Genomic DNA, 20,906 nt, shown 5'->3' with positions numbered 1-20,906 from the left:
GGGAGTCACAGCGGGAAGCGGCTTCTGCCGTGCTGGACGGAGATCCACTTCTGGGTGGTGAACGCCTCGACCGTCGAGTCGCCGTTGAGGCGGCCGAGCCCGGAGTGCTTCTCGCCGCCGAACGCGACGTACGGCTCGTCGTGCACCGTGCCGTCGTTGACGTGCATCATGCCCGTCTCGATGCGGCGGGCGAAGCTGACGCCGCGCTCCACGTCCGCGGTGTGCACGGCCCCGCTGAGGCCGTACGGGGTGTCGTTGGCGAGGCGGACCGCGTGGTCCTCGCCGTCGAAGGGGACGAGCAGCGCCACCGGGCCGAAGATCTCCTGGCGCAGGATCGGGGAGTCCTCGGGCAGGCCCGTGAGGACGGTCGGCTCGACCAGGTTGCCGATCGTGCGGCCGCGCACGAGGGCCGTGGCGCCCTCGGCCAGGGCCTGGTCGACGAGCCCGGAGAGCGCGTCCGCCTGGAAGGCGTTGATGACCGGGCCGATCTGGGTCTCCGGATCGCGCGGGTCGCCGACCTTGAGCGCCTGCACCCGGGCCACGAACTTGGCGGTGAACTCCTCCTGCACGGACCGGTCCACGAGGATCCGGTTGGCGGCCATGCAGACCTGGCCCTGGTAGACGTACCGGCTGAAGACCGCCGCGTCCACGGCGTAGTCCACGTCCGCGTCCTCCAGGACGACGAGGGCGCTGTTGCCGCTCAACTCCAGGATGGCGCGCTTGAAGTGACTGGCCGTCACCGCTCCGACGTGGCGGCCGACGCGGTCGGAGCCCGCGAAGGAGATCACCTTCGGCACCGGGTGCTCTATGAGCGCGTCGCCGATCTCGGCGATGTCCGTCACCAGGACGTTCAGGAGGCCGGGCGGCAGGCCCGCGTCCTCGAAGATCTTGGCGATCAGGCCGCCGCCGACCACCGGGGTGTTCTGGTTCGGCTTGATCACCACGCCGTTGCCGAGCGCGAGGGCCGGCGCGACCGACTTGAGCGTCACGAGGAACGGGAAGTTGAACGGGCTGATGACGCCGACCACGCCGACCGGCAGGCGGTACACCCGGTTCTCCTTGCCGTCCGTGGTGGACGGGAAGATCCGGCCCTCGGGGCGCACCGCGAGCTCGATGGCCTCGCGCAGGAACTCCTTGCCGAGGTGCACCTCGTACTCCGCCTTGAGGCGGGTGCCGCCGAGCTCGTCGATGATCGCCTCGACGATCTCCGCCTCGCGCTCCTCGGTGATGCGCAGCGCCCGCTCGATGACGGCCCGCCGGACGTACGGACTCTGTGTGGCCCAGGCCTTCTGCTCGCGCTCGGCGGCGCGGTAGGCCTCGTCGACCTCGAAGCGGGTGGCCACGGTCACGGCGGCCAGCTTCTCGCCGTTGTACGGGTTGAAGTCGATGATGTCCCACGAACCGCTGCCGGTCCGCCACTTGCCGTCGATGTACTGCCGGCCAAGGTCGGTGAAGAAGGACATGCGACCCCTTACCGCGGGTTCGGGAACGTCATCGGCACAGTCGCCGTCGACCGACGACCGTCTGATGACACGTCATCGTACTTGTGTTTCAGGCGAGTTGAAGCGGATGTTCACGAGAGTTGGAGCAGTCCACGGAGCAGATCGCGGGTCGCGTCCGGACTCGGACTGTCCGCCTGGAGCCGTTCCATGACCTTTTCGTACTGCCCGACCTCTTCGCGCTTGTCGAGATACAGGGCGCTGGTGAGCTGTTCCAGGTACGCGATGTCGGAGAGGTCGGACTCCGGGAAGCGGAGCAGCGCGAAGGAGCCGGACTCGCCCGCGTGACCGCCGAAGCTGAACGGCATGACCTGGAGGGTGACGTTCGGCCGCTGCGAGATCTCGATCAGATGCTCCAACTGCCCGCGCATCACGGCCCGGTCGCCGTACGGCCGGCGCAGCGCGGCCTCGTCGAGGACGCAGTGGAAGCGGGTGGCGCGCTCGGAGACGAGGACCTTCTGGCGCTCCAGGCGCAGGGCGACGCGGCGCTCGGTCTCGGCCCTGCCGAGGTTCGGGGCGCCGCGCTCGACGACCGCGCGAGCGTAGTCCTCGGTCTGCAAGAGGCCGTGCACGAACTGGACTTCGTAGACCCGGATCAGCGAAGCCGCACCTTCGAGGCCGACATAAGTCTGGAACCAACCGGGCAGGACGTCGGAGTAACTGTGCCACCAGCCCGCGACGTTGGCCTCTTTGGCGAGGTCGAGGAGCGGGCCCCGCTCGGTCTCGGCCGAGACGCCGTAGAGCGTGAGGAGGTCCTCGACGTCCCTGGCCTTGAAGCTCACCCGTCCCAACTCCATGCGGCTGATCTTCGATTCGGAGGCCCGGATCGAGTAGCCGGCCTGCTCCCGCGTTATGCCACGTGCCTCGCGCAGCCGCCGCAGCTGCGAGCCCAGCAGGATGCGTCGCACGACAGAGCCACCCCCGGGCTCGCCCGCTTGGGGGGACCCCCATGACTCTCCAGCGGTCACGTGGACAACCCTCCCCACTCTCCCCGTCATTGAGAACGTCTGGCCAGAGCCGAAGTCTGCCATTAAAACGCTTCGCCCCGTACTCGATCGATTACAGAAACAGTCCTCTCACAGAACAGCTACGAAACAGGTCTCAGGAAGAAATGAGCAAGAACCGGTACGGGAACGTCCAACTCCGGCGCGTGCACGTGCATCTGCCCTTGCATCCGCACTGCTCATTCGGAACGATGGGCCGCGCGCACCACCGCAACATCGCTACTGGCTGACTGGCCGCGAAACCGGGGAGTGCCTCGCATGGGGACGAATGGATCGACCATGCTCGAGCCGTTACGGCAGGGGCTTCCCCCCATCGACCCCTCAGCGGTGTCGAGTGCGGCTACGTGCTCTCTGCCGGCCCGCTACGAAGCGGTGCGCGCGGCCCGGCAGTTCACCCGCCGCACGCTCGGCGAGTGGCATCTGGACGAGCGCTTCGACGACGTCGCGCTGATCGTGTCCGAGCTGGTCACCAACGCGCTGCGGCATGCCCTGCCCGCCGACACCCCGCGCGAGGAGACGTCCCCGGTCCGGCTGCATCTGATGCGCTGGACCTCACGGCTGGTGTGCGCGGTGCGCGACCCCAGCCAGGAGTCGCCGATCGCGCGGGACGACGCCGAACTCTCGGACTTCTCCGCGGAGTCGGGGCGCGGGCTGTTCCTGGTGGAGTCCTTCGCGGACAGCTGGGGCTGGCACCCGCTGTCCGGCCCGCTCGGCGGCAAGGTGGTGTGGGCGTTGTTCCGGCTGTCGCCGGAGGAGGGCTGAGAACGGCTGAGCAGGATTGAGGCAGGCGGCCCCGTGCTCCGACTCCTGTCGGCGCGGGGCCCTCACGCGTGCGTCAACCCGCCGATGCGTACGGCAACCCTTGTACCGGCTGTACGGCGTCAGCCTGCCGGTCTTGTTCAGCCCCCTACGAGGTGGTCGAACTCCCCGTCCTTGACGCCCAGGAGCATCGCCTCTATCTCGGCGCGCGTGTAGACGAGCGCCGGGCCGTCCGGGTGGCGTGAGTTGCGTACCGCCACGCTGCCGTCGGCCAGCTTCGCGAACTCCACGCAGGAGCCCTGCGAATTGCTGTGCATGCTCTTCTGCCAGGCCACACCGTCAAGGTCCGTGGCCGCCATGCCGTTGTACACGTGGTGCACAGGTCGCCCCCCGGTGGTGCCGTGGCTCGTATTGGTCAAGCTGTCAACTGCCCCGGATCATAACCCTGTTCACATGCGGATGCATGGGCAGATGCACGTGCACGCGCGGTGCCTGACTGGTTACAGCCCCGCTCACAGCGCCACGGCTCCCCCACACGCCCCCTCCCACACCAGTACGCGTGCCCACTCACCGCGGAATCAGTACTCCCGCGTAGGGGCTGCACTCGGTCATGGCTTGAGGGCGGGGCGCTTGCGCCAGGGGCGGAGAGTTTCCGGGGCGGCGGAGTGGCGGGCTCCGCAGCGCATACAAAAGGCTCGCCGGTCCAGGGCGGGGTTCGGGCCTGGACCGGCGAGCGTGGGGGGGCGCGTCTGTGGCTGTCCGTGTGGGGTGGGGGCGACGGGCGGGGCGGCGTCAGCGGGTCGCGTACGGGAGCAGACCCATCTCACGGGCGTTCTTGATCGCGCGGGCCAGCTGCCGCTGCTGCTGGGCGCTGACCCGGGTGACCCGGCGGGAGCGGATCTTGCCGCGGTCGGAGATGAACTTCCGCAGCAGGTCGGTGTCCTTGTAGTCGATGTACGTGATGCCCGCCTGCTCCAAGGGGTTGGGGCGGGGCTTGGCCGGCTTGCCGCGGGCGGGCTTGCGGGGCGGCGAGGGGGACATGGGGTTTCAGACCTCCAGAAGGTGTTCGAAGGCGGGCGGCAACCGCTTCCAGGCCTCGCGGCCCGCGGCGTACTCCGCATCGGTCAACAGGCAGGATTCGAGGACCTGTTGGAGCCCCTCCCGGTCCAGGCCGGGCGAGGTGAAGACCAGGTGCTGGCAGCAGTCCCCGTGCTCGGGGTGCCAGTCGAGAGCGGCGGCGGCCCGGCGCACCGGCGGCACCAACTCCCAGGCCGCGTCCGGCAGGGACGCCAGCCAGGGCCCGGCGTTCTCCACGCAGAGCGCGCCGCCCGCCGCGTCCCAGGCGAGCAGGGAGTCCGGCCGGTCGGCGAGCCAGAACCGGCCGCGGCTGCGCGCCGCCGCGCAGGTCAGATCCTCCAGGGCCTGATAGAGCCGCTCCGGGTGGAAGGGCCTGCGGGCGTGCCAGACGTACGTGCCGACGCCGGCCTCGTCCGCCTCCTGTGGAAGCAGCGCGCACGCCGGGTGCTGGGCCGCGGCGGCCGCCTCGACGTCGAACCCGGCGAGCGCGGCATCCGCCAAGTCGCCGCTCGACACGGACACTTGGCGTGCCGTCGGATGCAGCTGGGCGAGCAGGGCGCGGTCCTCGTCGTCCGCCTCCGCGCTGTCGACGAGGGCCAGGACCGGGGCGTACTCCAGCTGGCGGGCCCACGTGTCGGCGACGGTGCGCTGGTCGGTGGCGGCGGCCGCGAGCCCGGCCTCCATCAGGTCGTCCCCGTTGCCGAGGTAGGGCAGGAGCAGTGCCGGGTCGACGGCGGTGAGGACGCCCGTGACCTTCAGGCCGCTCGACGCGACGACCTCCGCCATCGCCTTCGGCTCCACCGAGTCCCACAGCTCGACCACCGCGAGCCGGGTAAGGCCGGCCTCGGCGAGCCGCTCCAGCTCGGGCACCAGGTCCTCGCGCAGGGCGCAGCAGGCGCAGTCGTTGACCAGCGCGGCCTCACCCGTGGCGAACACGCCTCCGGCGTCACGGACCGTGCGAACCACCGTGCCCTGCACGGCAGTCGACAGGTCGTGGTGCAGCGCGACGCTGTCGGGGACCGTGGCGAGCAGCCGGTCCACGGTCGCCCTGCGCGCGTCGGCGTGCAGCCCCGCGACGAGGGCGACCGCGAAGTCCGCAGCCATCAGCGGGACTCACGCTTCCCGTACCGGCGCTCGAAGCGCTCGACGCGGCCTGCCGTGTCCAGGACCCGGGCGGTGCCGGTGTAGAAGGGGTGGCTCCGGTCCGAGATCTCCACGTCGATCACGGGGTACGTGTTGCCGTCCTCCCACTCGATGGTCTTATCGCTGTTGATCGTCGAGCGGGTCAGAAAGGCGTAGTCGGCGGCGCGGTCGCGGAAGACGACGGGGCCGTACGCGGGGTGGATGCCGGGCTGCATGTCAGCGCTCCTCCTTGAAGTCGACGTGCCGGCCGACGACCGGGTCGTACTTGCGGAGCACCATCCGGTCCGGGTCGTTGCGGCGGTTCTTGCGGGTGACGTACGTGAAGCCGGTTCCTGCGGTGGACCTCAGCTTGATCACGGGTCGTAGTTCGTTGCGGGCCATGTGGGCTAGAGTAAGTGAAAATGGTTTCCATTACCAAGCCCATCGCCCAGCTCGTCCTGCGGCGGGCCCACAGAGAGGTGCATCACCTTGTCCGCGCACTGCATGCTGACCGGCCGCGAGCCGAGGTTCGGCAAGACGATCTCCCATTCCCACCGGCGTAGTTCGCGCCGTTTCGACCCGAACATCCAGCGCAAGCGGTACTGGCTGGAGAGCGAGGGCCGGCACGTACGGCTGACGCTGAGCACCAAGGGCATCAAGACCGTCGACACGATCGGGGTCGAAGCGGCCGTCAAGCGGATCCGCGCGCGAGGGGTGAAGGCCTGATGGCCAAGAAGAGCAAGATCGCCCGGAACGAGCACCGCCGCGAGGTCGTCGCCCGGTACGCGGAGCGGCGGCGCGAGCTCAAGGAGCTCATCCGCAAGCCGGACACCCCGGAGGCCGAACGCCTCGCCGCCCAGCGGGAGTTGCGGGCCCAGCCGCGAGACGCGAGCGCCACGCGGGTGCGCAACCGGGACAGCGTCGACGGGCGGCCCCGCGGCTATCTGCGCACCTTCGGGCTCTCCCGCGTACGGCTGCGCGGGGAAGCCCACGCCGGACATCTGCCCGGGGTGCGCAAGTCGTCCTGGTGAGCCGTTCCCCGGACCGGGGCCCGGTGCTCATGCTCCGCGAGAGGCTCCTGGTAGCTTGGCCCGGCTTCGTCGACCCATTCGAACCATGAGCCGTCCAGGGGGACTTCACATGATCAAGCACGTACGCGTCTGTGCCGCCGCCGCTGCGGTCGTCGCCGCCCTCGCCCTGACCGGGTGCAGCAGCGACGACGGCGGGGGCAAGCGGAAGGGCGGCGGCTCCTCGGCCGAGGGCGGCGCGCAGGACACCACCGGCGGCGGCTCGGACGGCGTCGACAACGAGGGCGCCGAGGGCGGCGTCGAGGGCCTGTGGGTCGCGGTGGACAACGGCAAGTCCGTCGCGCTCTCCGTGCAGCAGGGCGGCAAGGTGGCCGTGCTCGGCGAGATGGGCGTGGGCGAGAAGACCGGCGCCACCTGCGTCGGCACGGCCACGACGACCTCGATCGACCTGAAGTGCCAGGGCGGCGGCGAGCGCGAGACGGGCAAGATCGAGTCCGTCGACGCGACCTCGATGACGGTCGCCTGGGACGGCGTCGGCACCGAGACGTTCAAGAAGACCGACGAGAGCAAGCTGCCGCAGGGGCTGCCGACGGGCATGCCGGAAGGGATGCCGGAGGGCATGCCCGAGGACCTGCCGCAGGGCTGAGCCTCTGCAGCCTCTGCTCGGGCGCCTTCAACGGGCTTTCAGCGGGCCGCGGTTCCCTTCGGGGACTGCGGCCCGCTTTCGTCTTGTTTGTCGTCTGCCTGCTTCTTGTCGGCCGGTTCGCGCGGAGCGCCCGTGTCCAGGGCCTCGGAGAGCTCGTCGAGGGATTCCAGGAGCAGTCGGCCGCCGCGGCGCACGACCCGGTCGGGCAGGCCCTCGCCGTCCCAGTCGCGCAGCACGATCCGTACGTGCTCCCAGTCGGGCACGCGCTTCTCCCGTACGTCCTTCGCGGCCCGCTCGGTGCTCTCCCGGAGCGCGGCGGCGAGCAGGGCGGCGGGCGGTACGGGGGTGGTGCCGCGCTCCGGGAGGTGGGCCTCCATCAGCATCGCGACCCGGGCCATCTCGGCGAGCGCGTGCCCGGCGTCCTCGGTGGCCGCGCGGGACAGGCCGCGGTGGCGTACGGGTTCGTCCTCGGCCCGCTCCACCGCCTCCTGCCAGGCGATCCTGGCGTCCCGCATGGTCAGCAGGGTCTCGCGCACGTCGGTGGCGTGCCGGCCCGCGGGCTCGGCGTAGTGGTGCACGACCGTCGCGGCGTAACTCCCGCCCGCGACCAGCCAGTCGGCGAGCCGGGTGCGCAGCCGGGGCGTCTCCCAGGCCGGGTAGACCGCGTACGACAGCATCGCGAGGACCCCGCCGACCAGGGTGAGGACGACGCGCTCGGGCACGGTCTGGGTCCACTCGGTGCCGCCCATGCCGAGCAGGAACACCACGTACGCGGAGATGGTGACCTGCGAGACCGCGTACCCGGTGCTCATCAGGAGGTACGTCAGGGCCGCGCAGATCACCGCGAGGGCGCCGGAGAGCAGCGGGCCCGGGTCGGTCAGCTGGACGACGCCGGTGGCCACGGCGACGCCGACGAGGGTGCCGCCGAAGCGCGCCACGGCCCGGCCGAAGGTCTGCGAGAAGTCCGGGCGCATCACCATGACGGAGGCCATCGGCGCCCAGTAGCCGTGGCCGAGCGGGAGGGCCTGGCCGATCAGATAGCCGACGACGGCCACGACCGTGACGCGGAACGCGTGCCGTTTGATCGCCGACTCCCGGGCGGACTGGGCCAGTTCGCTGCGCATCTTGCGCGCGGCGACCGGGGCCAGCTCGGGGACGGTGGGGCGGGAGAGCGTGATGGGCTGGGTGTCGGACGAGCTGGGGGTCGCGGGCAGCGCGGTGGTGCCGGTGACGGCGGGGCCCACGAGGGGTTCCGTGGCGGCCGGTTCCGGGGTGGGGGCGGGTTGTGCGGGCTGCTCGGCGGCGGGCGGGGTTCGGGTGACCGCGGGCGGGAGGTGGTTGGTCACGGAGGGCGGGAGGTGGTCGACCATCGTCGCCAGGGTCGACCGGAGCGAGCGCCGGCCGGCGATCGAGCTCGGCGGGTCGGCCGTCTCCACCACGTCGTCGAGGAGCGCCGCGAGGCGGGTGGCCGCCCTGCGCGGCGGGCCCGTCAGGATCGCGCCGGTGTCCGGGGTGCGCAGGGCCGCGAGCGCCGCGGGCGGCAGCTCGGCCGGTACGCCGTGCCGGATCGCGCGGGCCGCCGCGTCGAGGACCTCGCCGGCCGCCGCGAGCAGTTCCCGTACGCGGTCGCGCTCCACGCCCTCCGCCGGTACGCCGACGGCCGGGTCGGCGAGCGAGGCGAGGACCGGGCGGATGCGTTCGGCGAGGCCGCGCGCGCCGTGGAGTTCGGCGGGGCGGCGGCGGGCCTGGCGCGGGGTGACCGTGGCCGCGTCCCTGGCCGCCATCAGCGGGGCGGGGTCGAAGGGGGCCTCCGGGTCGTGCCGCAGGCGGCGGGCGTAGTCGGCCTCGGCGGCGAGGGCGTCGGCGAGCGCGTCCCGCTGCACGCCCCAGCGGCGTACCGGGAAGAAGACGATGAGGAGCGCCTGCACCAGGCCGCCCGCGGCGATCACCGCGGCATGGCCCGCGGCGGCCAGGAGGCTGGTCGGCAGCGTGACCGTGACCAGCATCATCGCCACGTTGGAGGCCGCGATGATGCCGACGGTCGGCCCGACGGACCAGCTCAGGCCCGCGAGGAACGTCCACAGGGCGAGCAGCGCGAGGAACAGCACCACATGGGCGCCGGTGAGATAGCCGAGGAAGGTGCTGATGCCCAGGCTCACGCCGGAGGCGAGGGCGAGCACAGGGCGCGGTCGCCAGCTGCGCTGGAACGTCGCTATCGCGGCCTGGAACGCGCCGAACGCGGAGCTGGCGGCGGCGGCAGGGCCGAACAGCCAGAGGCTGACGCCGACGACGATCGCGAGGCCCACGCCGGCCCTGACGGTGATCAGGGGCTCGAGGCGGCGCCGCTCGACCTTGAGGCCCGAGCGGGCAGTCTCCTTCAGCGCTCGAAGCCAGCTCACGTCGCGAGGATACGTCGGATCACGGGAGTTGGGAGGGGGCGGGGGTGATCTTTGCGGGGGCTCGGCGGTACGGGTCTTCGGGGGCTCGGAGGCCCACCCCTGACGGGCTCGGAGGCCCGTCCCTGCGGGGCTCGGAGGCGCGCCCCCGCCAGGCTCGAAGGCCCCCGCGCTCGGAAGCCCACCCCCAGGGGCTCACATGCCTGCTCGGTCCGCTGCTGCCGTGCCCTCGTGCCAGCCGGCTGCGTCCTGGGCCGAGCGGACGCGGGTGCTGGTCGTCTCCGGGAACATCTCGTCGGTGCGTTTGCCGACCGCCACGTCGCGGGCCGCGAGGACCGGCAGCAGGTCGGCCGCCGCCGCGCCCGCCTCGTCCCTGGCCGCCGCCGTGCCGTGGTCGGCGGCCTCGTCGAGGCGGGCGGCGATGCGGTGGGCGTAGGCGAGCAGGAAGGACTGCCGGAACGTCTTCGTCCGCCCTCCCGTCTCCCGCCACCGCCCTTCCAACGATGCGCTTCGCGCGCGCCTCTTCGTGCGGCCGCCGGCGCGCTGGGCCGCCTCCGCCTCGGTCATCGCGGACGTGGCCTGCACGAGCAGCGAGGTGTGCAGCAACTCGACCGAGTCCAGGTCGGTTTCGAAGCCGACCACCGTCGAGAAGCCGAACGCCTCGTTCCACACCGCGCGGCAGCGGTTCGCCCCGGCCACCGCGTCCAGAAGGATCGCCTTGGCCGCCTCGTACGGGGCGTCGACGCCGATCCTGCGGGCCGCCGGGGTGTCGGGGGCGTGGGTGCGGTGGGCCAGGAGCGCCTCGTCGACGCCCTGGCGGGCCATCAGCTCCTGGGCCTTCGCGGTGAGCGCCTCCGCCTCCTCCGGGTAGCCGGTCGCCTCGGCCTTGGCGAGCAGCGCCCGGATGCGGGCAAGCAGCTTCGGTTCGGCGTGCTCCACGCGCGCGTGCACGGGAGTTCCGGGCGCCGGGCCGACCGGTTCGAGGGCGGGCAGGCGCAGCAGCAGCCGGTACAGCTCCAACAGGGCGCCGGCGTACAGAAATCGGTCACCGCGCGGTGCGGGTCCGGGCAGTTCGTCGAGCTGCTCCTGCCAGCGCGGGGGCAGGCCCTGGCTCGCGTAGCGCCGTACCTCGTCGCGGATCAGCTCGGCCGCGATCGCCGCGTGCCGCTCCTCCAACTCGCGGCGGACGAGGCGGATCACGTCGGCGGGCTGCCAGCCGCGCTGCCAGGCGCTGCGTACGAACTCCTGGCCGCGGCGCAGCGCCTCGCGCGCGTGCTCCGGGTCCGCGGTGAGGAGGGCGGCGCCGGTGTCGACGCCCTCGTCGCCCTCCGCGTACAGGGCGGCGGCGAAGGCGCGCGAAACGGGGCCGGAGGGGGGCGTATGGCCGTCGTCCGCGTGCTGCCGGCCGCCGCGCCCGCTGTTCCGGCTCACGCGGGGTGCGCCTCGTCGTAGGCCCTGCGGGCGTCGGAGATGGCCGGGCGGTGGGCGATGGACCAGTCCGAGAGCGCCTTCACCAGGTGGGTCATGCTGTGGCCCATCTCGGTCAGCTCGTACTCGACCTGCGGCGGGACCGTCGGGTACACGGTGCGCGAGACCAGGCCGTCGCGCTCCAGGCGGCGCACCGTCAGGGTCAGCATGCGCTGCGAGACGGGGCCGGGGATGCGGCGCTGCAGCTCCTTGAACCGCAGGACGCCCGCGGCCAGTTCGACCAGTACGTACACGGACCACTTGTCGCCGAGCCGGTCGAGGAGGTCGCGCACCCCGCACTCGTCCTGCGGGGTCTCGCAGCGGATGACGGGCTCCTCCACCGGGACAGGACGGGGCTGCGGGGTGGTTACCGCGGTGTGCCCTGCTGACATGAAAGTGCCTCCTTACGCGCGTGCGCACCGCCGCTCACGATAGTTCCCATGCTTCTGATCACCGGCGCCACGGGCGCTCTCGGCCGTCTCGTCACCGAGCGGCTCTCCGGCCGCACGGACGTCGTCGTCGGCACTCGCACCCCCGCGGCGGGGCAGCGCCGCATCGACTTCGACGACCCGGCCTCCCTCGACCTCTCGGGCATCGACACCGTCCTGATGATCTCGGCGGGCGCCGCCGAGGACGACGTCGTCATCGCCCGCCACGGTGCGCTGATCGCCGCCGCCGAGCAGGCCGGGGTCCGCCAGATCGTCTACACCAGCCTCAGCGGCGACGGCGACCACCTCACGTACGCCCTCGCCCACCGCTGGACCGAGCGGCGGCTGCGCGCTTCCTCCCTGGAGTGGACGGTGCTGCGCAACGGCCTGTACGCGGAGTTCCTCGCCGCCGTCGCTCCGCCCGGCCCCGACGGCACGGTCACGGCCCCGCTCGGCACGGGCCGGCTCGCCGCCGTGGCCCGCGCCGACCTGGCGGAGGCCGCCGCCCGGGTCGCGACCGACAGCCGGGCCCACTCCGGGAAGGTGTACGAACTCGTGGGCGAAGTGGCCCTCGGCGGCGCGGAGTTGGCGGCCTCGGTGGGCGGCGCGTACCGGCCCGCCGAACTCTCCGCGACCCGCACTGCCCTCACCGCGGCCGGGCAGGCGCTGCCGTTCCAGGTACCGATGCTGATGAGCACGTACTCCGCGATCGGCGGCGGCTTCCTGGACGGCACGTCGGTCGAGGGCGGGAGCGGCGCGCTGCGGACGCTGCTCGGCCGCGAGCCGGAGTCGGCGCTCGATGTGTATGCCCGTACGGTGCGCGGCGGGACGGGCGGGTAGCCGAACCGAGCCGCAGAAGGACTGTCGGCGCAGGTCAGGGCCGTTGTCAGTGGCGGCTGCAAGACTCGCACCTGTGAGCGAACGCTGGGTCCTGGCCCTGGCCGACGACGGCCGCGGAGCGCTGCTCGTTCCCGTGGACGGGGCCGGGCGGCCGCTCGGCGACGCCGTGCGGGAGCCGGACCTCGCCACGGCGGTGCGCGCCCGGCCGGAGGTGTACCGCTGGGTGTGGCGCTCGACCGCCGAGGTGTACCCGCGGCTGCTCGCGGCCGGGGTCCGGGTGGAGCGGTGTTACGACATCGAGGACGCCGAGCAGCTGCTCCTCGCCCACGAGGGCCGCCTCGGGGAGCCCCGTTCGGCGGCCGCCGCCCTGGCCCGGCTGCACCACCGCCCGGTGCCGCCCGACCCGCCGCAGCGCGCAGCCGAACCGGGCTCGCAGTCCTCCCTCTTCGAGCCGGGCCCGGTGCACGTACCGCTGGAGGGCCTCCTGGAGGTGTACGCGGACCAGCTGCGGCGGCACGAACTCGCGCTGCACCCCGGCCGGATGCGGCTGCTCACCGCGGCCGAGTCGGCGGGCATGCTGGTCGCCGCCGAGATGAACGCGGCCGGGCTGCCGTGGAGTTCGGACGTCCACAAGCAGGTGCTGCACGAACTGCTCGGCGAGCGGTACGCGGGCGGTGGCGAGCCGCGCCGCCTCGCCGAGCTGGCGGACGAGGTGTCGGAGGCGTTCGGGCGGCGGGTCCGGCCCGACCTCCCGGCGGATGTGATCAAGGCGTTCGCGCGGGCCGGCATCCGGATCAGGTCGACCCGCAGGTGGGAGATCGAGAGCCTCGACCACCCGGCCGTGAAGCCCCTCATCGAGTACAAGAAGCTGTACCGCATCTGGGTCGCCCACGGCTGGTCCTGGCTGCAGGACTGGGTGCGCGAGGGCCGCTTCCGCCCCGAGTACCTGCCGGGCGGCACGGTCACCGGGCGCTGGGTGACCAACGGCGGCGGGGCCCTGCAGATCCCGAAGGTGATCCGGCGCGCGGTGGTGGCCGACCCGGGCTGGCGTCTCGTCGTCGCGGACGCCGACCAGCTGGAGCCCCGGGTGCTCGCGGCGATCTCCGGCGACCAGGGCCTGATGGAGGTCGCCGCCCGCGCGGACGACCTCTACCAGGCGGTGTCCGACCGCGCGTTCTCCGGCGACCGGGACATGGCCAAGCTCGCGGTCCTCGGCGCGGTCTACGGCCAGACCTCCGGTGACGGCCTGAAGAACCTCGCCCTCCTGCGCCGCCGCTTCCCCCGCGCGGTGGCGTACGTGGACGACGCGGCACGCGCGGGCGAGGAGGGCCGCCTCGTCCGCACCTGGCTGGGCCGCACCAGCCCACGCGCGGCCGAGGCCGAGGAGCAGGGGGAGGCAGGGATTCCGGTCCTGCCGGACGAGGGCGCGGCGTCCGGCTCCGCAAGCATGGATGAGACGGCGGGCGCGGACGAGTGGGTTCCGGGTTACGCCTCGACCAACTCCCGTGCCCGCGGCCGCTTCACGCGGAACTTCGTCGTCCAGGGCAGTGCGTCCGACTGGGCCCTGGTACTGCTCGCCGCGCTCCGCCGGGCGACCGCGGAGATGGCGGCCGAGCTGGTCTTCTTCCAGCACGACGAGGTGATCGTGCACTGCCCGGAGGACGAGGCGGAGACGGTCGTCGGGGCCATCGGGCAGGCCTCGCTCGAAGCGGCCCGGATCGTCTTCGGCGAGACCCCGGTGCGGTTCCCGTTCAGCACGGCGGTGGTGGAGTGCTATGCCGACGCGAAGTGAGGGCGGTCTGCGGCAGGGCGCACGACGACTGCAGGAAGTGCTGCCGGTGGCCCTGCTCGGAGGCCCGCTGGGCGCCTTACTGGGAGCCCTGCTCGAAGTGCTGCTCGAAGTGCCGTTCGACGGCTTCCGCCGTCACCTCGCCGAGCGTGCCCGGCGACCAGCGCGGCTCGCCGTCCTTGTCGACGAGCTTGGCGCGTACGCCCTCGACGAAGTCGGGTCCGGTCAGCGCCGCGCACGAGACCCGGTACTCCTGGTCGAGCACCGCGTCGAGGGTGCCGAGCGCGCGGGCCCTACGTACGGCCTGCAGCGTGACCTTCACCGCGGTGGGCGAGTGGCCGAGGATGCGGACGGCGGCCTCCTTGGCGGCGCCTTCGCCGCAGTCCGCGAGCCGGTCGACGATCTCCTCGGCGGCCGGACCGCAGTCGGCGCCGTCGATCGGCCCGTAGCAGGCGTCGATCCACGTCCGCTGCTGCGCGAGCGGGGACTCCGGCACGAGCGGTGCGGGCACGGTGAACGCGTCGAGGACGTCCGCGAGTTGACGCCCGTCGAGCGCGGCGCGCAGCGCGGGCAGCCGCTCGGACGGGACGAAGTGGTCGGCGAACCCGCAGTACAGGGCGTCGGGGCCGGTCATGGCGTCGGCGGTGAGCGCGAGATGCGTGCCGAGCTCGCCGGGAGCGCGCCCGAGCAGCCGGGTGCCGCCGACGTCGGGCACGAACCCGATGCCCGCCTCCGGCATCGCCACGCGCGAGCGCTCGGTGACGATCCGCACGTCGCCGTGTGCGGAGAGCCCGACGCCGCCGCCCATGACGATCCCGTCCATGAGCGCGACGTACGGCTTGGGGAAGCGGGCGATGCGCGCGTTGAGCCGGTACTCGTCCCGCCAGAACGCGCGGGCCGCCTCGCCGTCGTCCGTCAGCGCGGAGTCCCGGATGGCGCGGATGTCGCCGCCCGCGCACAGCCCGCGCTCCCCCGCGCCGTCGAGCACGACGTACGCGATCCGCTCGTCCTGCTCCCAGCGCGCGAGGGCCGCGTCGATCAGGCGGACCATGCCGTGCGTGAGGGCGTTCAGGGCGCGCGGCCGGTTCAGGGTGAGCCAGCCGGCGCTGCCGCGCACCTCCACCAGGACATCGGCGCCGTCGCGCCCCGCGGACGCGCCCCGGACGCCTCCCACCTCAGCCACCTCAGCCACCTTGCCCCTCAACGCGCGTGTCCCACCGGGCAGTTCCGTACGACCGCGAGCCGCGGCTCCGGCACGGCTGCCCACCGGGCCGACCTGCGGCCGAGCGTACTCGGCGCGCCTAGACCGGCTGCCGCGCCCCCTACTCCCCCTCGGCCGTCACTCCGTCAACCGGCACCCACACATCGCGGCCGGAACCCGGCTCAGTGCCCGTGCGCCGCTCGACCCGGCCGAAGACGACGTCGGCGAAGTGGATGCCGTAGCCGAAGGTGTCGGGGGCGGACAGTTCGGCGACCAGGCGGCGGCGGTGCTCGGCGGAGCGGTCGGCGTCGACGTCCGGCCCCGCGGACCACTCAGGCCGGCCGATCTGCACGGGCGAGTGCAGCGCGTCCCCGAACGCGATGAGGCGGCGCCCGCCGGACTCGATCACATAGGCCGTGTGCCCGACGGTGTGCCCGGGGGTCGACAGAACGCGCACGCTGGGAAAGACCTCCTCGCCCTCGGCGACCGTACGGGCCCTGGGTTCGAGGGCGGCCAGGATCTCCCCGGTGATGCCGTGCACCTCGGGGATGCGGTGGCGGCCGTTCCACTCGTCCTCGCCGAAGAGGTACGCGGCGTCGGTGAACGCGGGCCGGTCGCTGCCCGGTGCGGGGTGCCAGGCCCAGCCGATGTGGTCGGTGTGCAGATGGGTCACGGCGACGGCTTCGATGTCGGCCGGCGAGCGGCCCAACTCGGCGAGGCTGTCGAGGAGTCGGCCGCCGTGGAGGGCCCCGATCCAGTCGTTGCCCGGGTCGTCCGGCATGGCGTCCGGGCCGAACCCGGCGTCGATGAGGAGGGCCCGGTCCCCGTACTCGACGAGCAGTCCGCCTATTCCGGCGACGAGCGCGCCGTCGGCGTCGAGGTGGTCCGCGTACCGCGCCCAGTCCTCGTCGGTGGACGCGGGGAACCAGCCGCGCGGCTTCAACTGCACAGCTCCGTCGGCGACATGGCTGATGCGCAGCTCGTCGAAGCGGAGCGTGCGGGTGCGGGCGGGGCGACGCAGGCGCTCACCCTGGTCAGTGATCGTGCTCGACGTGGACGTCGTGATCGCAGGCATGGAAAAAGGTTATAGCTCGAATGATTCGAGCTGCAACCTTTTTCTGTTCGAGCTCGAACCTTTTCAGCTCGATGCGTCTGCCGCGGCCCTGCGTACGATGGGACGCATGGCAACCGAACGGCAGCTGTGCGGACTGGTCACCGGCCTGGCCCGGCAGATCGAGACGCATGTGCGCGAGCGCGCCTCCTCGCTCGGCCTGACCGCGTCGCAGGCGATCGCGCTGCGCGAGCTGACCGGCCCGCTGACGCTGCGCGAACTCTCCGCGCGCATGGGCTGCGAGCCGTCCAACGCGACGTTCGTCTCCGACCGCCTGGAGGAACAGGGTCTGGTCGAGCGCCGCCCGCATCCGCAGGACCGCCGCGCCAAGCAGCTCGTCCTCACGGCCAAGGGCACGGACCTGCGCGAACGCCTCCTCGAACTCTTCGCAGAAGACTCCCCGTTGGCCCCGCTCACCCAGCAGGAACAGGACCGTCTGCATGCGCTGCTGCTGCGGGCGGTCGGTTCTTGAGGCGTTCGGGGGCGTCGGGTCCAGGCGGCCGCGCACCCCTCGCCGGGCAAGGTCTGGCCGGCGGCCGGATCCGTCGCGCACGCTGTGCCGCCGCCACGAACTCGTCCCGCGCACCGGCCAGTTCGCGACGAGGAACTCGCCGTACACCTCCGCCCGGATCGTCAGGTGGGCCGACTCCGGTAACGCCTCGGCCTGCCGATCCCACCCCACCCGCCGCTTCCCGCAGGCGCGTCAGGGAGTCGTCTCCGTACGCCCATACGACGGCGGTCGAGGCGGGGGCGCTGCGTCGCCGAGCGTACTGCCCGGGTACGACAACGCCCGGTCGGGCAAGCACGGCAACGCGCTTGCCTTGACTAGGAGTTCAGCGCCCGGATCCGCTGAAGCATCTGCCGCATGACGCGGACCGGCAGGGCCTGATGGGCGGCTGTGGCCTGCGCGGCTTCTTCGCTGCCGTCGCCCCGGAGCAGCCGGGTCAGGGCCCGTGACGGCAGTCCGGGGTGCCGGATGGCCGCGGCGCGCACGCTGCTGTGCGGGTCGTCGAGCAGCCGCACCGCCGACGCGGGCGTCAGCCGGGGGTCGACCGCGGCCCGGCGCCGTACCTCCGCGTTGTCGTCCCTGCTGAAGCGCTCGACGAGGTCGGCCGTCGACTCCGGGTCGTCCAGCGCCAGTTGACGCATGCGCGGGTTCGGATCGGCGGCGTGGCGGAGCATGCCCACGCGCGGGAAGTTGGGGTGGCCGTGCGGGCGGTCGGGCGTGCTGAGGCTGCCCGTCCACCACTGCCAGACCCGCAGCAGCATGTCCGCGGGCGCGTCGTCGCAGGACTCCGCGAGGAAGAGCTGTACGACCCGGTCCTCGTCCCGGGCGAGGACCTCGACCACGTCCGGCGGCAGTCGCCGCGCCCTGGCGACGCTGCGGCGTACGAGCGGGTGGGCGGAGGCGGCGAGGCGGCGCATGGACTCCGGGTCGCCGTGCAGCGCGGTGACCCAGCCGAGCGCGAAGCTGCGGGTTCGCGGGTCGAAGGCGAAGTCGATGTCCACGGCCGCGCGTTGCTCCTCGGTCAGGTCGGGGCGCGTGGAGACCGCGAAGCGGACGCCGTCGTCGGGGTCCCGGGCGAGGCGGACGACCAGGTCCGGGTCCAGGTGCGCGTTGTGCGCGAGGGCGGCGCGCTGGGCCGGATCCCCTTCACGGACCAGGTGTTCGGCGAGGCCGCGCTCAAGACGACAGGCCTCCACCGCGCGTGCGCCGAACGCCTTGGAACCGGAGTCCCCCGAACCGGAGCCCCCGGCACCGGGACCCTCGGACGTCTCCGCGTCGAAAACCGACCGGGACATCACATGCTCCTGGTGGTGCCGGAGCAGGGCCGCCCTCCGGACCTTGCCCGACGGATCCTCGAGCAGCCGGCGCCGCTCCTGCTCGCCCAGATGAGGCCAGGCCCGCCCGCAGGCCTCCCCTCGTACGGACCATTCGGCGTCCCCTGCCAGCGCGGTCAGCAGCCGCACCGGCAGTCCGTGCAGGCGGGCGGCCTCCGCTCGGACCCGCGCGGACGGATCCGTGGCCAGGACCTCGTAGGTGGTCTCGGTGAGCTGCTCGCGCCGGTCCGCTGCGAGCATGGCGAGTAGCCAGCGGTTGCGGGACGGCTCCGGCTCGCCCAGGACCAGGCGCTCCCAGTGGTCGGCGGTGAGGTTCGGCTGCACCTCGGCCAGCAGCGTTCGCACCTTCCTGTCCGGGTGCGCAATGGCCACGTCCACGACGGCGGGCGGCAGCGGGTGCCAGAGAACATGGTGGGAACGGCCCACGAGTCCGGCGCGCACGTCGTCGGGTGCGGCAGGGTTGCGGGCCAGCCCGTCCGCCCACCTCTCCAACAGCCTCGCCGAGGGCTCCGGCCCCCGAAACAGCGCCGCCCAGGCTGCTTCCCGCTCCTCAGGAGCCTCCTGGGCCGCCTTCCTCGCGGACGCCTCCAGCCACTCCCCGAGGCGCTCGACCAGCACGAACCGGACCTCGTCGGCCTCGGCGGTCACGCCTATGAGGGTGCCGCCGTCCGTCGAGAGGGTGAGGAATCCCGGCCATGCCTGACGCACCGAGTCCCACGGACGCTCCGGTTCCTCCAGTTCCTCCAGTTCCGCCGGTTCCGCCGGTTCCGCCGGTTCCGCCGGTTCCGCCGATTTCTCCGGTGGCCCTGCGAACCCGAACTCCCCGAACTCCCCGAACTCCCCGAACTGCCCGATCCGCCCGATCCGCCCGAACCGTTCGCCCAGCACTCCGACGAGATCCCACTCCTCAGCGAGCCGTACCCGAGTCCAACTCCTGGGCGGCGTGCAGCACATGCAGCGGCGGCCGGGAGCGTCGGCGTCGACGAGGAAAGCGCCGTCCTCACCGAGGACCCTGCTCTCGACCGCCAGCCGGTGCCACTCGGCGTTGAGCTCCTCGACCGGAACGGACCGACCTCGCCCGCCCTCACCTCGTACGACCGCGACTCTTCGTACGACCGCAGCCGCCGCCTCCTCGTCGCCCGAAACCAGCCCCATGACCGCGCGCCAGGCGGCGCTCAGCGGGAGCACCGCCTCGTCGCGCCGCTCCCCCACCGCCTCAAGCCCTGCCCGCCCCAGCTGCTCCACCGACTAGCCCCTCCCGCTCGCGCTCCGCGAACCGTGGCACGAGGGACGACCCGGCGTCGAACTCCCCCGTTCTCAGCCCCTGTTGTCCACAATGCGCTTGATCTTGCCGATCGAGCGCATCAGGGTCTCCGGGTCCACGATGTCGACCGCGACCGTGACGCCGACGCCGTCCTTGACCGACTTGGCTATCTCCGCGGCGGCGCTCTCGCGCCGTTCGGGAGCGGTGTCGGGGCGGGCCTCGACCCGTACCGTCAGGTGGTCCATGCGGCCGCGGCGGGTCAGTTCCAGCTGGAAGTGCGGTGCGACGCCGGGCGTGCGGAGGACGATCTCCTCGATCTGGCTGGGGAACAGGTTCACGCCGCGCAGGATGATCATGTCGTCGCAGCGTCCGGTGACCTTCTGCATCCGGCGGAAGGGCGCACGCGCGGTGCCGGGGAGCAGCCGGGTCAGGTCCCGGGTGCGGTAGCGGATGATCGGCAGCGCCTCCTTGGTGAGGGAGGTGAACGTGAGCTCGCCCTCCGCCCCGTCGGGCAGCGACTCGCCGCTGATCGGGTCGACGATCTCGGGGAAGAAGTGGTCCTCCCAGATGTGCAGCCCGTCCTTGGTGTCCACGCACTCCTGGGCGACGCCGGGGCCGATGACCTCGGAGAGCCCGTAGATGTCGACGGCGTGGATGTCCATGCGCTCCTCGATCTCCCGGCGCATCGCCTCCGTCCACGGCTCGGCGCCGAAGATGCCGATCTTCAGCGATGAACTGCGCGGGTCGATGCCCTGCCGCTCGAACTCGTCGAGCAGCGTGAGCATGTACGAGGGCGTGACGAGGATGATCTCGGGCTTGAAGTCCTGAATGATCTGCACCTGGCGGGCGGTCATGCCCCCGGAGGCGGGAATCACCGTGCAGCCGGCCCGCTCCGCGCCGTAGTGCGCGCCGAGACCGCCGGTGAACAGGCCGTACCCGTAGGAGTTGTGGACCTTGTGGCCGGGGCGGCCGCCCGCGGCGCGGATCGAGCGGGCGAAGACGTCGGCCCACATGGAGATGTCGTTGTCCGTGTAACCGACGACCGTGGGGCGGCCGGTGGTGCCGCTGGAGGCGTGGATGCGCCGGACGTCCTCCATGGGCACGGCGAACATCCCGAAGGGGTACGTGTCGCGCAGATCGGCCTTGGTGGTGAACGGGAAGCGCGCGAGATCCTCCAGCTTGCGGCAGTCCTCGGGGCGCACCCCGGCCGCGTCGAACTTCTTCCGGTACAGCTCGACGTTGTCGTACGCGTGCTTGAGCGTGGACCGGAGGCGGGCGAGCTGCTGCTCCCTGAGCTCCTCGTGGCTCAACCGCTCACCGGCGTCCCGGAGTTCGTCGGGGAGCGGGGGGCCGAGGCGCTGTCCCGCGCCGGCCGCGGCCGGCGGGTTGCCGCCCGTCGAGCTCGGCGTGCCCTTCATGCCCTTCGTGCCCAT

Annotated in this window: 21 protein-coding genes; 7 read left to right on the top strand and 14 right to left on the bottom strand. The window is 72.5% G+C overall.

The genetic code is table 11. From position 1 onward, the window contains the following. Positions 1–5: 5 nt before the first annotated feature. Positions 6–1,463 carry an aldehyde dehydrogenase family protein gene (locus QIS96_RS23540; protein ID WP_282544697.1) on the bottom strand — a complete coding sequence of 486 codons (1,458 nt, stop codon included), beginning with the start codon at positions 1,461–1,463 and terminating at the stop codon, positions 6–8. Positions 1,464–1,573: 110 nt separating this feature from the next. Next, positions 1,574–2,467: a helix-turn-helix domain-containing protein gene (locus tag QIS96_RS23535; protein WP_408907241.1), complete on the bottom strand. Its 894-nt coding sequence runs from the start codon at positions 2,465–2,467 to the stop codon at positions 1,574–1,576. A 294-nt stretch (positions 2,468–2,761) separates the two neighbouring features. On the opposite strand from QIS96_RS23535, the gene QIS96_RS23530 reads away from it, so the two are divergent. Next, positions 2,762–3,265: an ATP-binding protein gene (locus tag QIS96_RS23530; protein WP_282544695.1), complete on the top strand. Its 504-nt coding sequence runs from the start codon at positions 2,762–2,764 to the stop codon at positions 3,263–3,265. 137 nt (positions 3,266–3,402) lie between these two features. On the opposite strand, the gene QIS96_RS23525 is transcribed toward QIS96_RS23530, so the two are convergent. The 5 genes from QIS96_RS23525 to rpmG all read right to left on the bottom strand — a co-directional run bounded on the left by QIS96_RS23525 (position 3,403) and on the right by rpmG (position 5,863). Then, positions 3,403–3,642 (bottom strand): DUF397 domain-containing protein, encoded by a 240-nt coding sequence (locus QIS96_RS23525; RefSeq protein WP_282544765.1) that lies wholly within the window; start codon positions 3,640–3,642, stop codon positions 3,403–3,405. A 412-nt stretch (positions 3,643–4,054) separates the two neighbouring features. Further along, the gene (gene rpsR, locus QIS96_RS23520) at positions 4,055–4,303 is read right to left on the bottom strand and encodes a 30S ribosomal protein S18 (protein WP_282544694.1); all 249 of its coding nucleotides are present in this window, start codon (positions 4,301–4,303) and stop codon (positions 4,055–4,057) included. Positions 4,304–4,309: 6 nt separating this feature from the next. Continuing rightward, a complete protein-coding gene (locus QIS96_RS23515; protein ID WP_282544693.1) occupies positions 4,310–5,443 on the bottom strand; it encodes a CobW family GTP-binding protein in 1,134 nt (377 codons plus the stop codon). Next, the gene (locus QIS96_RS23510) at positions 5,443–5,697 is read right to left on the bottom strand and encodes a type B 50S ribosomal protein L31 (protein WP_282544692.1); all 255 of its coding nucleotides are present in this window, start codon (positions 5,695–5,697) and stop codon (positions 5,443–5,445) included. Before QIS96_RS23510 ends, QIS96_RS23515 begins: the two co-directional genes overlap by 1 nt. Before the next feature lies 1 nt (position 5,698). Next, positions 5,699–5,863, bottom strand: coding sequence for a 50S ribosomal protein L33 (rpmG, locus tag QIS96_RS23505; protein WP_282544691.1), 165 nt, complete (start codon positions 5,861–5,863; stop codon positions 5,699–5,701). Positions 5,864–5,950: 87 nt separating this feature from the next. On the opposite strand from rpmG, the gene rpmB reads away from it, so the two are divergent. From rpmB to QIS96_RS23490, 3 genes are all read left to right on the top strand, one after another. Further along, positions 5,951–6,187, top strand: coding sequence for a 50S ribosomal protein L28 (rpmB, locus tag QIS96_RS23500; protein ID WP_282544690.1), 237 nt, complete (start codon positions 5,951–5,953; stop codon positions 6,185–6,187). After that, positions 6,187–6,492 carry a 30S ribosomal protein S14 gene (rpsN, locus tag QIS96_RS23495; protein WP_282544689.1) on the top strand — a complete coding sequence of 102 codons (306 nt, stop codon included), beginning with the start codon at positions 6,187–6,189 and terminating at the stop codon, positions 6,490–6,492. Before rpmB ends, rpsN begins: the two co-directional genes overlap by 1 nt. A gap of 109 nt (positions 6,493–6,601) precedes the next feature. After that, a complete protein-coding gene (locus QIS96_RS23490; RefSeq protein ID WP_282544688.1) occupies positions 6,602–7,135 on the top strand; it encodes a hypothetical protein in 534 nt (177 codons plus the stop codon). A 38-nt stretch (positions 7,136–7,173) separates the two neighbouring features. On the opposite strand, the gene QIS96_RS23485 is transcribed toward QIS96_RS23490, so the two are convergent. The 3 genes from QIS96_RS23485 to QIS96_RS23475 form a co-directional block, all read right to left on the bottom strand. After that, a complete protein-coding gene (locus QIS96_RS23485; protein WP_282544687.1) occupies positions 7,174–9,534 on the bottom strand; it encodes an FUSC family protein in 2,361 nt (786 codons plus the stop codon). Positions 9,535–9,726: 192 nt separating this feature from the next. Then, the gene (locus QIS96_RS23480) at positions 9,727–10,869 is read right to left on the bottom strand and encodes a DUF2786 domain-containing protein (protein ID WP_282544764.1); all 1,143 of its coding nucleotides are present in this window, start codon (positions 10,867–10,869) and stop codon (positions 9,727–9,729) included. Positions 10,870–10,958: 89 nt separating this feature from the next. Then, positions 10,959–11,390: a winged helix-turn-helix transcriptional regulator gene (locus QIS96_RS23475; RefSeq protein ID WP_282544686.1), complete on the bottom strand. Its 432-nt coding sequence runs from the start codon at positions 11,388–11,390 to the stop codon at positions 10,959–10,961. Positions 11,391–11,438: 48 nt separating this feature from the next. Between QIS96_RS23475 and QIS96_RS23470 the strand changes: the two genes are divergently transcribed. Both QIS96_RS23470 and QIS96_RS23465 read left to right on the top strand, forming a co-directional pair. Continuing rightward, positions 11,439–12,266 carry an NAD(P)H-binding protein gene (locus tag QIS96_RS23470; RefSeq protein WP_282544685.1) on the top strand — a complete coding sequence of 276 codons (828 nt, stop codon included), beginning with the start codon at positions 11,439–11,441 and terminating at the stop codon, positions 12,264–12,266. 73 nt (positions 12,267–12,339) lie between these two features. Continuing rightward, positions 12,340–14,058 (top strand): bifunctional 3'-5' exonuclease/DNA polymerase, encoded by a 1,719-nt coding sequence (locus tag QIS96_RS23465; RefSeq protein ID WP_282544684.1) that lies wholly within the window; start codon positions 12,340–12,342, stop codon positions 14,056–14,058. Between the two features lie 76 nt (positions 14,059–14,134). Here QIS96_RS23465 and QIS96_RS23460 read toward each other — a convergent pair whose 3' ends face one another. After that, entirely contained in the window at positions 14,135–15,238 is a 1,104-nt protein-coding gene (locus QIS96_RS23460; protein WP_282544683.1) for an enoyl-CoA hydratase/isomerase family protein, read from the bottom strand. Between the two features lie 139 nt (positions 15,239–15,377). Beyond that, positions 15,378–16,331: an MBL fold metallo-hydrolase gene (locus QIS96_RS23455; protein ID WP_282544682.1), complete on the bottom strand. Its 954-nt coding sequence runs from the start codon at positions 16,329–16,331 to the stop codon at positions 15,378–15,380. Positions 16,332–16,428: 97 nt separating this feature from the next. Here QIS96_RS23455 and QIS96_RS23450 point away from each other — a divergent pair, with 97 nt between their 5' ends. Next, the gene (locus QIS96_RS23450) at positions 16,429–16,839 is read left to right on the top strand and encodes a MarR family winged helix-turn-helix transcriptional regulator (RefSeq protein WP_408907240.1); all 411 of its coding nucleotides are present in this window, start codon (positions 16,429–16,431) and stop codon (positions 16,837–16,839) included. Positions 16,840–17,192: 353 nt separating this feature from the next. Here the strand turns inward: QIS96_RS23450 and QIS96_RS23445 are convergent, their stop codons facing one another. Both QIS96_RS23445 and paaK read right to left on the bottom strand, forming a co-directional pair. Continuing rightward, positions 17,193–19,454 carry a PE-PGRS family protein gene (locus tag QIS96_RS23445; protein WP_282544680.1) on the bottom strand — a complete coding sequence of 754 codons (2,262 nt, stop codon included), beginning with the start codon at positions 19,452–19,454 and terminating at the stop codon, positions 17,193–17,195. A 72-nt stretch (positions 19,455–19,526) separates the two neighbouring features. Beyond that, positions 19,527–20,891 carry a phenylacetate--CoA ligase PaaK gene (gene paaK / locus QIS96_RS23440; RefSeq protein WP_282544763.1) on the bottom strand — a complete coding sequence of 455 codons (1,365 nt, stop codon included), beginning with the start codon at positions 20,889–20,891 and terminating at the stop codon, positions 19,527–19,529. Positions 20,892–20,906: the final 15 nt, after the last annotated feature.

This window comes from Streptomyces cavernicola (genome assembly GCF_029968035.1).
In the GTDB taxonomy this organism is placed as follows: Bacteria; Actinomycetota; Actinomycetes; order Streptomycetales; family Streptomycetaceae; genus Streptomyces; species Streptomyces cavernicola.
This window is presented reverse-complemented; position numbering and strand designations above follow the sequence as displayed.

What these genes read in the sequence shown, in the direction of transcription:
- QIS96_RS23475 (WP_282544686.1), bottom strand. Translation starts at nt 11,390, where the DNA reads ATGTCAGCAGGGCACACCGCGGTAACCACCCCGCAGCCCCGTCCTGTC.
- QIS96_RS23540 (WP_282544697.1), bottom strand. Translation starts at nt 1,463, where the DNA reads ATGTCCTTCTTCACCGACCTTGGCCGGCAGTACATCGACGGCAAGTGG.
- paaK (WP_282544763.1), bottom strand. Translation starts at nt 20,891, where the DNA reads ATGAAGGGCACGCCGAGCTCGACGGGCGGCAACCCGCCGGCCGCGGCC.
- QIS96_RS23470 (WP_282544685.1), top strand. Translation starts at nt 11,439, where the DNA reads ATGCTTCTGATCACCGGCGCCACGGGCGCTCTCGGCCGTCTCGTCACC.
- rpsR (WP_282544694.1), bottom strand. Translation starts at nt 4,303, where the DNA reads ATGTCCCCCTCGCCGCCCCGCAAGCCCGCCCGCGGCAAGCCGGCCAAG.
- QIS96_RS23490 (WP_282544688.1), top strand. Translation starts at nt 6,602, where the DNA reads ATGATCAAGCACGTACGCGTCTGTGCCGCCGCCGCTGCGGTCGTCGCC.
- QIS96_RS23530 (WP_282544695.1), top strand. Translation starts at nt 2,762, where the DNA reads ATGGGGACGAATGGATCGACCATGCTCGAGCCGTTACGGCAGGGGCTT.
- rpmG (WP_282544691.1), bottom strand. Translation starts at nt 5,863, where the DNA reads ATGGCCCGCAACGAACTACGACCCGTGATCAAGCTGAGGTCCACCGCA.
- QIS96_RS23515 (WP_282544693.1), bottom strand. Translation starts at nt 5,443, where the DNA reads ATGGCTGCGGACTTCGCGGTCGCCCTCGTCGCGGGGCTGCACGCCGAC.
- QIS96_RS23455 (WP_282544682.1), bottom strand. Translation starts at nt 16,331, where the DNA reads ATGCCTGCGATCACGACGTCCACGTCGAGCACGATCACTGACCAGGGT.
- rpsN (WP_282544689.1), top strand. Translation starts at nt 6,187, where the DNA reads ATGGCCAAGAAGAGCAAGATCGCCCGGAACGAGCACCGCCGCGAGGTC.
- QIS96_RS23510 (WP_282544692.1), bottom strand. Translation starts at nt 5,697, where the DNA reads ATGCAGCCCGGCATCCACCCCGCGTACGGCCCCGTCGTCTTCCGCGAC.
- QIS96_RS23450 (WP_408907240.1), top strand. Translation starts at nt 16,429, where the DNA reads ATGGGACGCATGGCAACCGAACGGCAGCTGTGCGGACTGGTCACCGGC.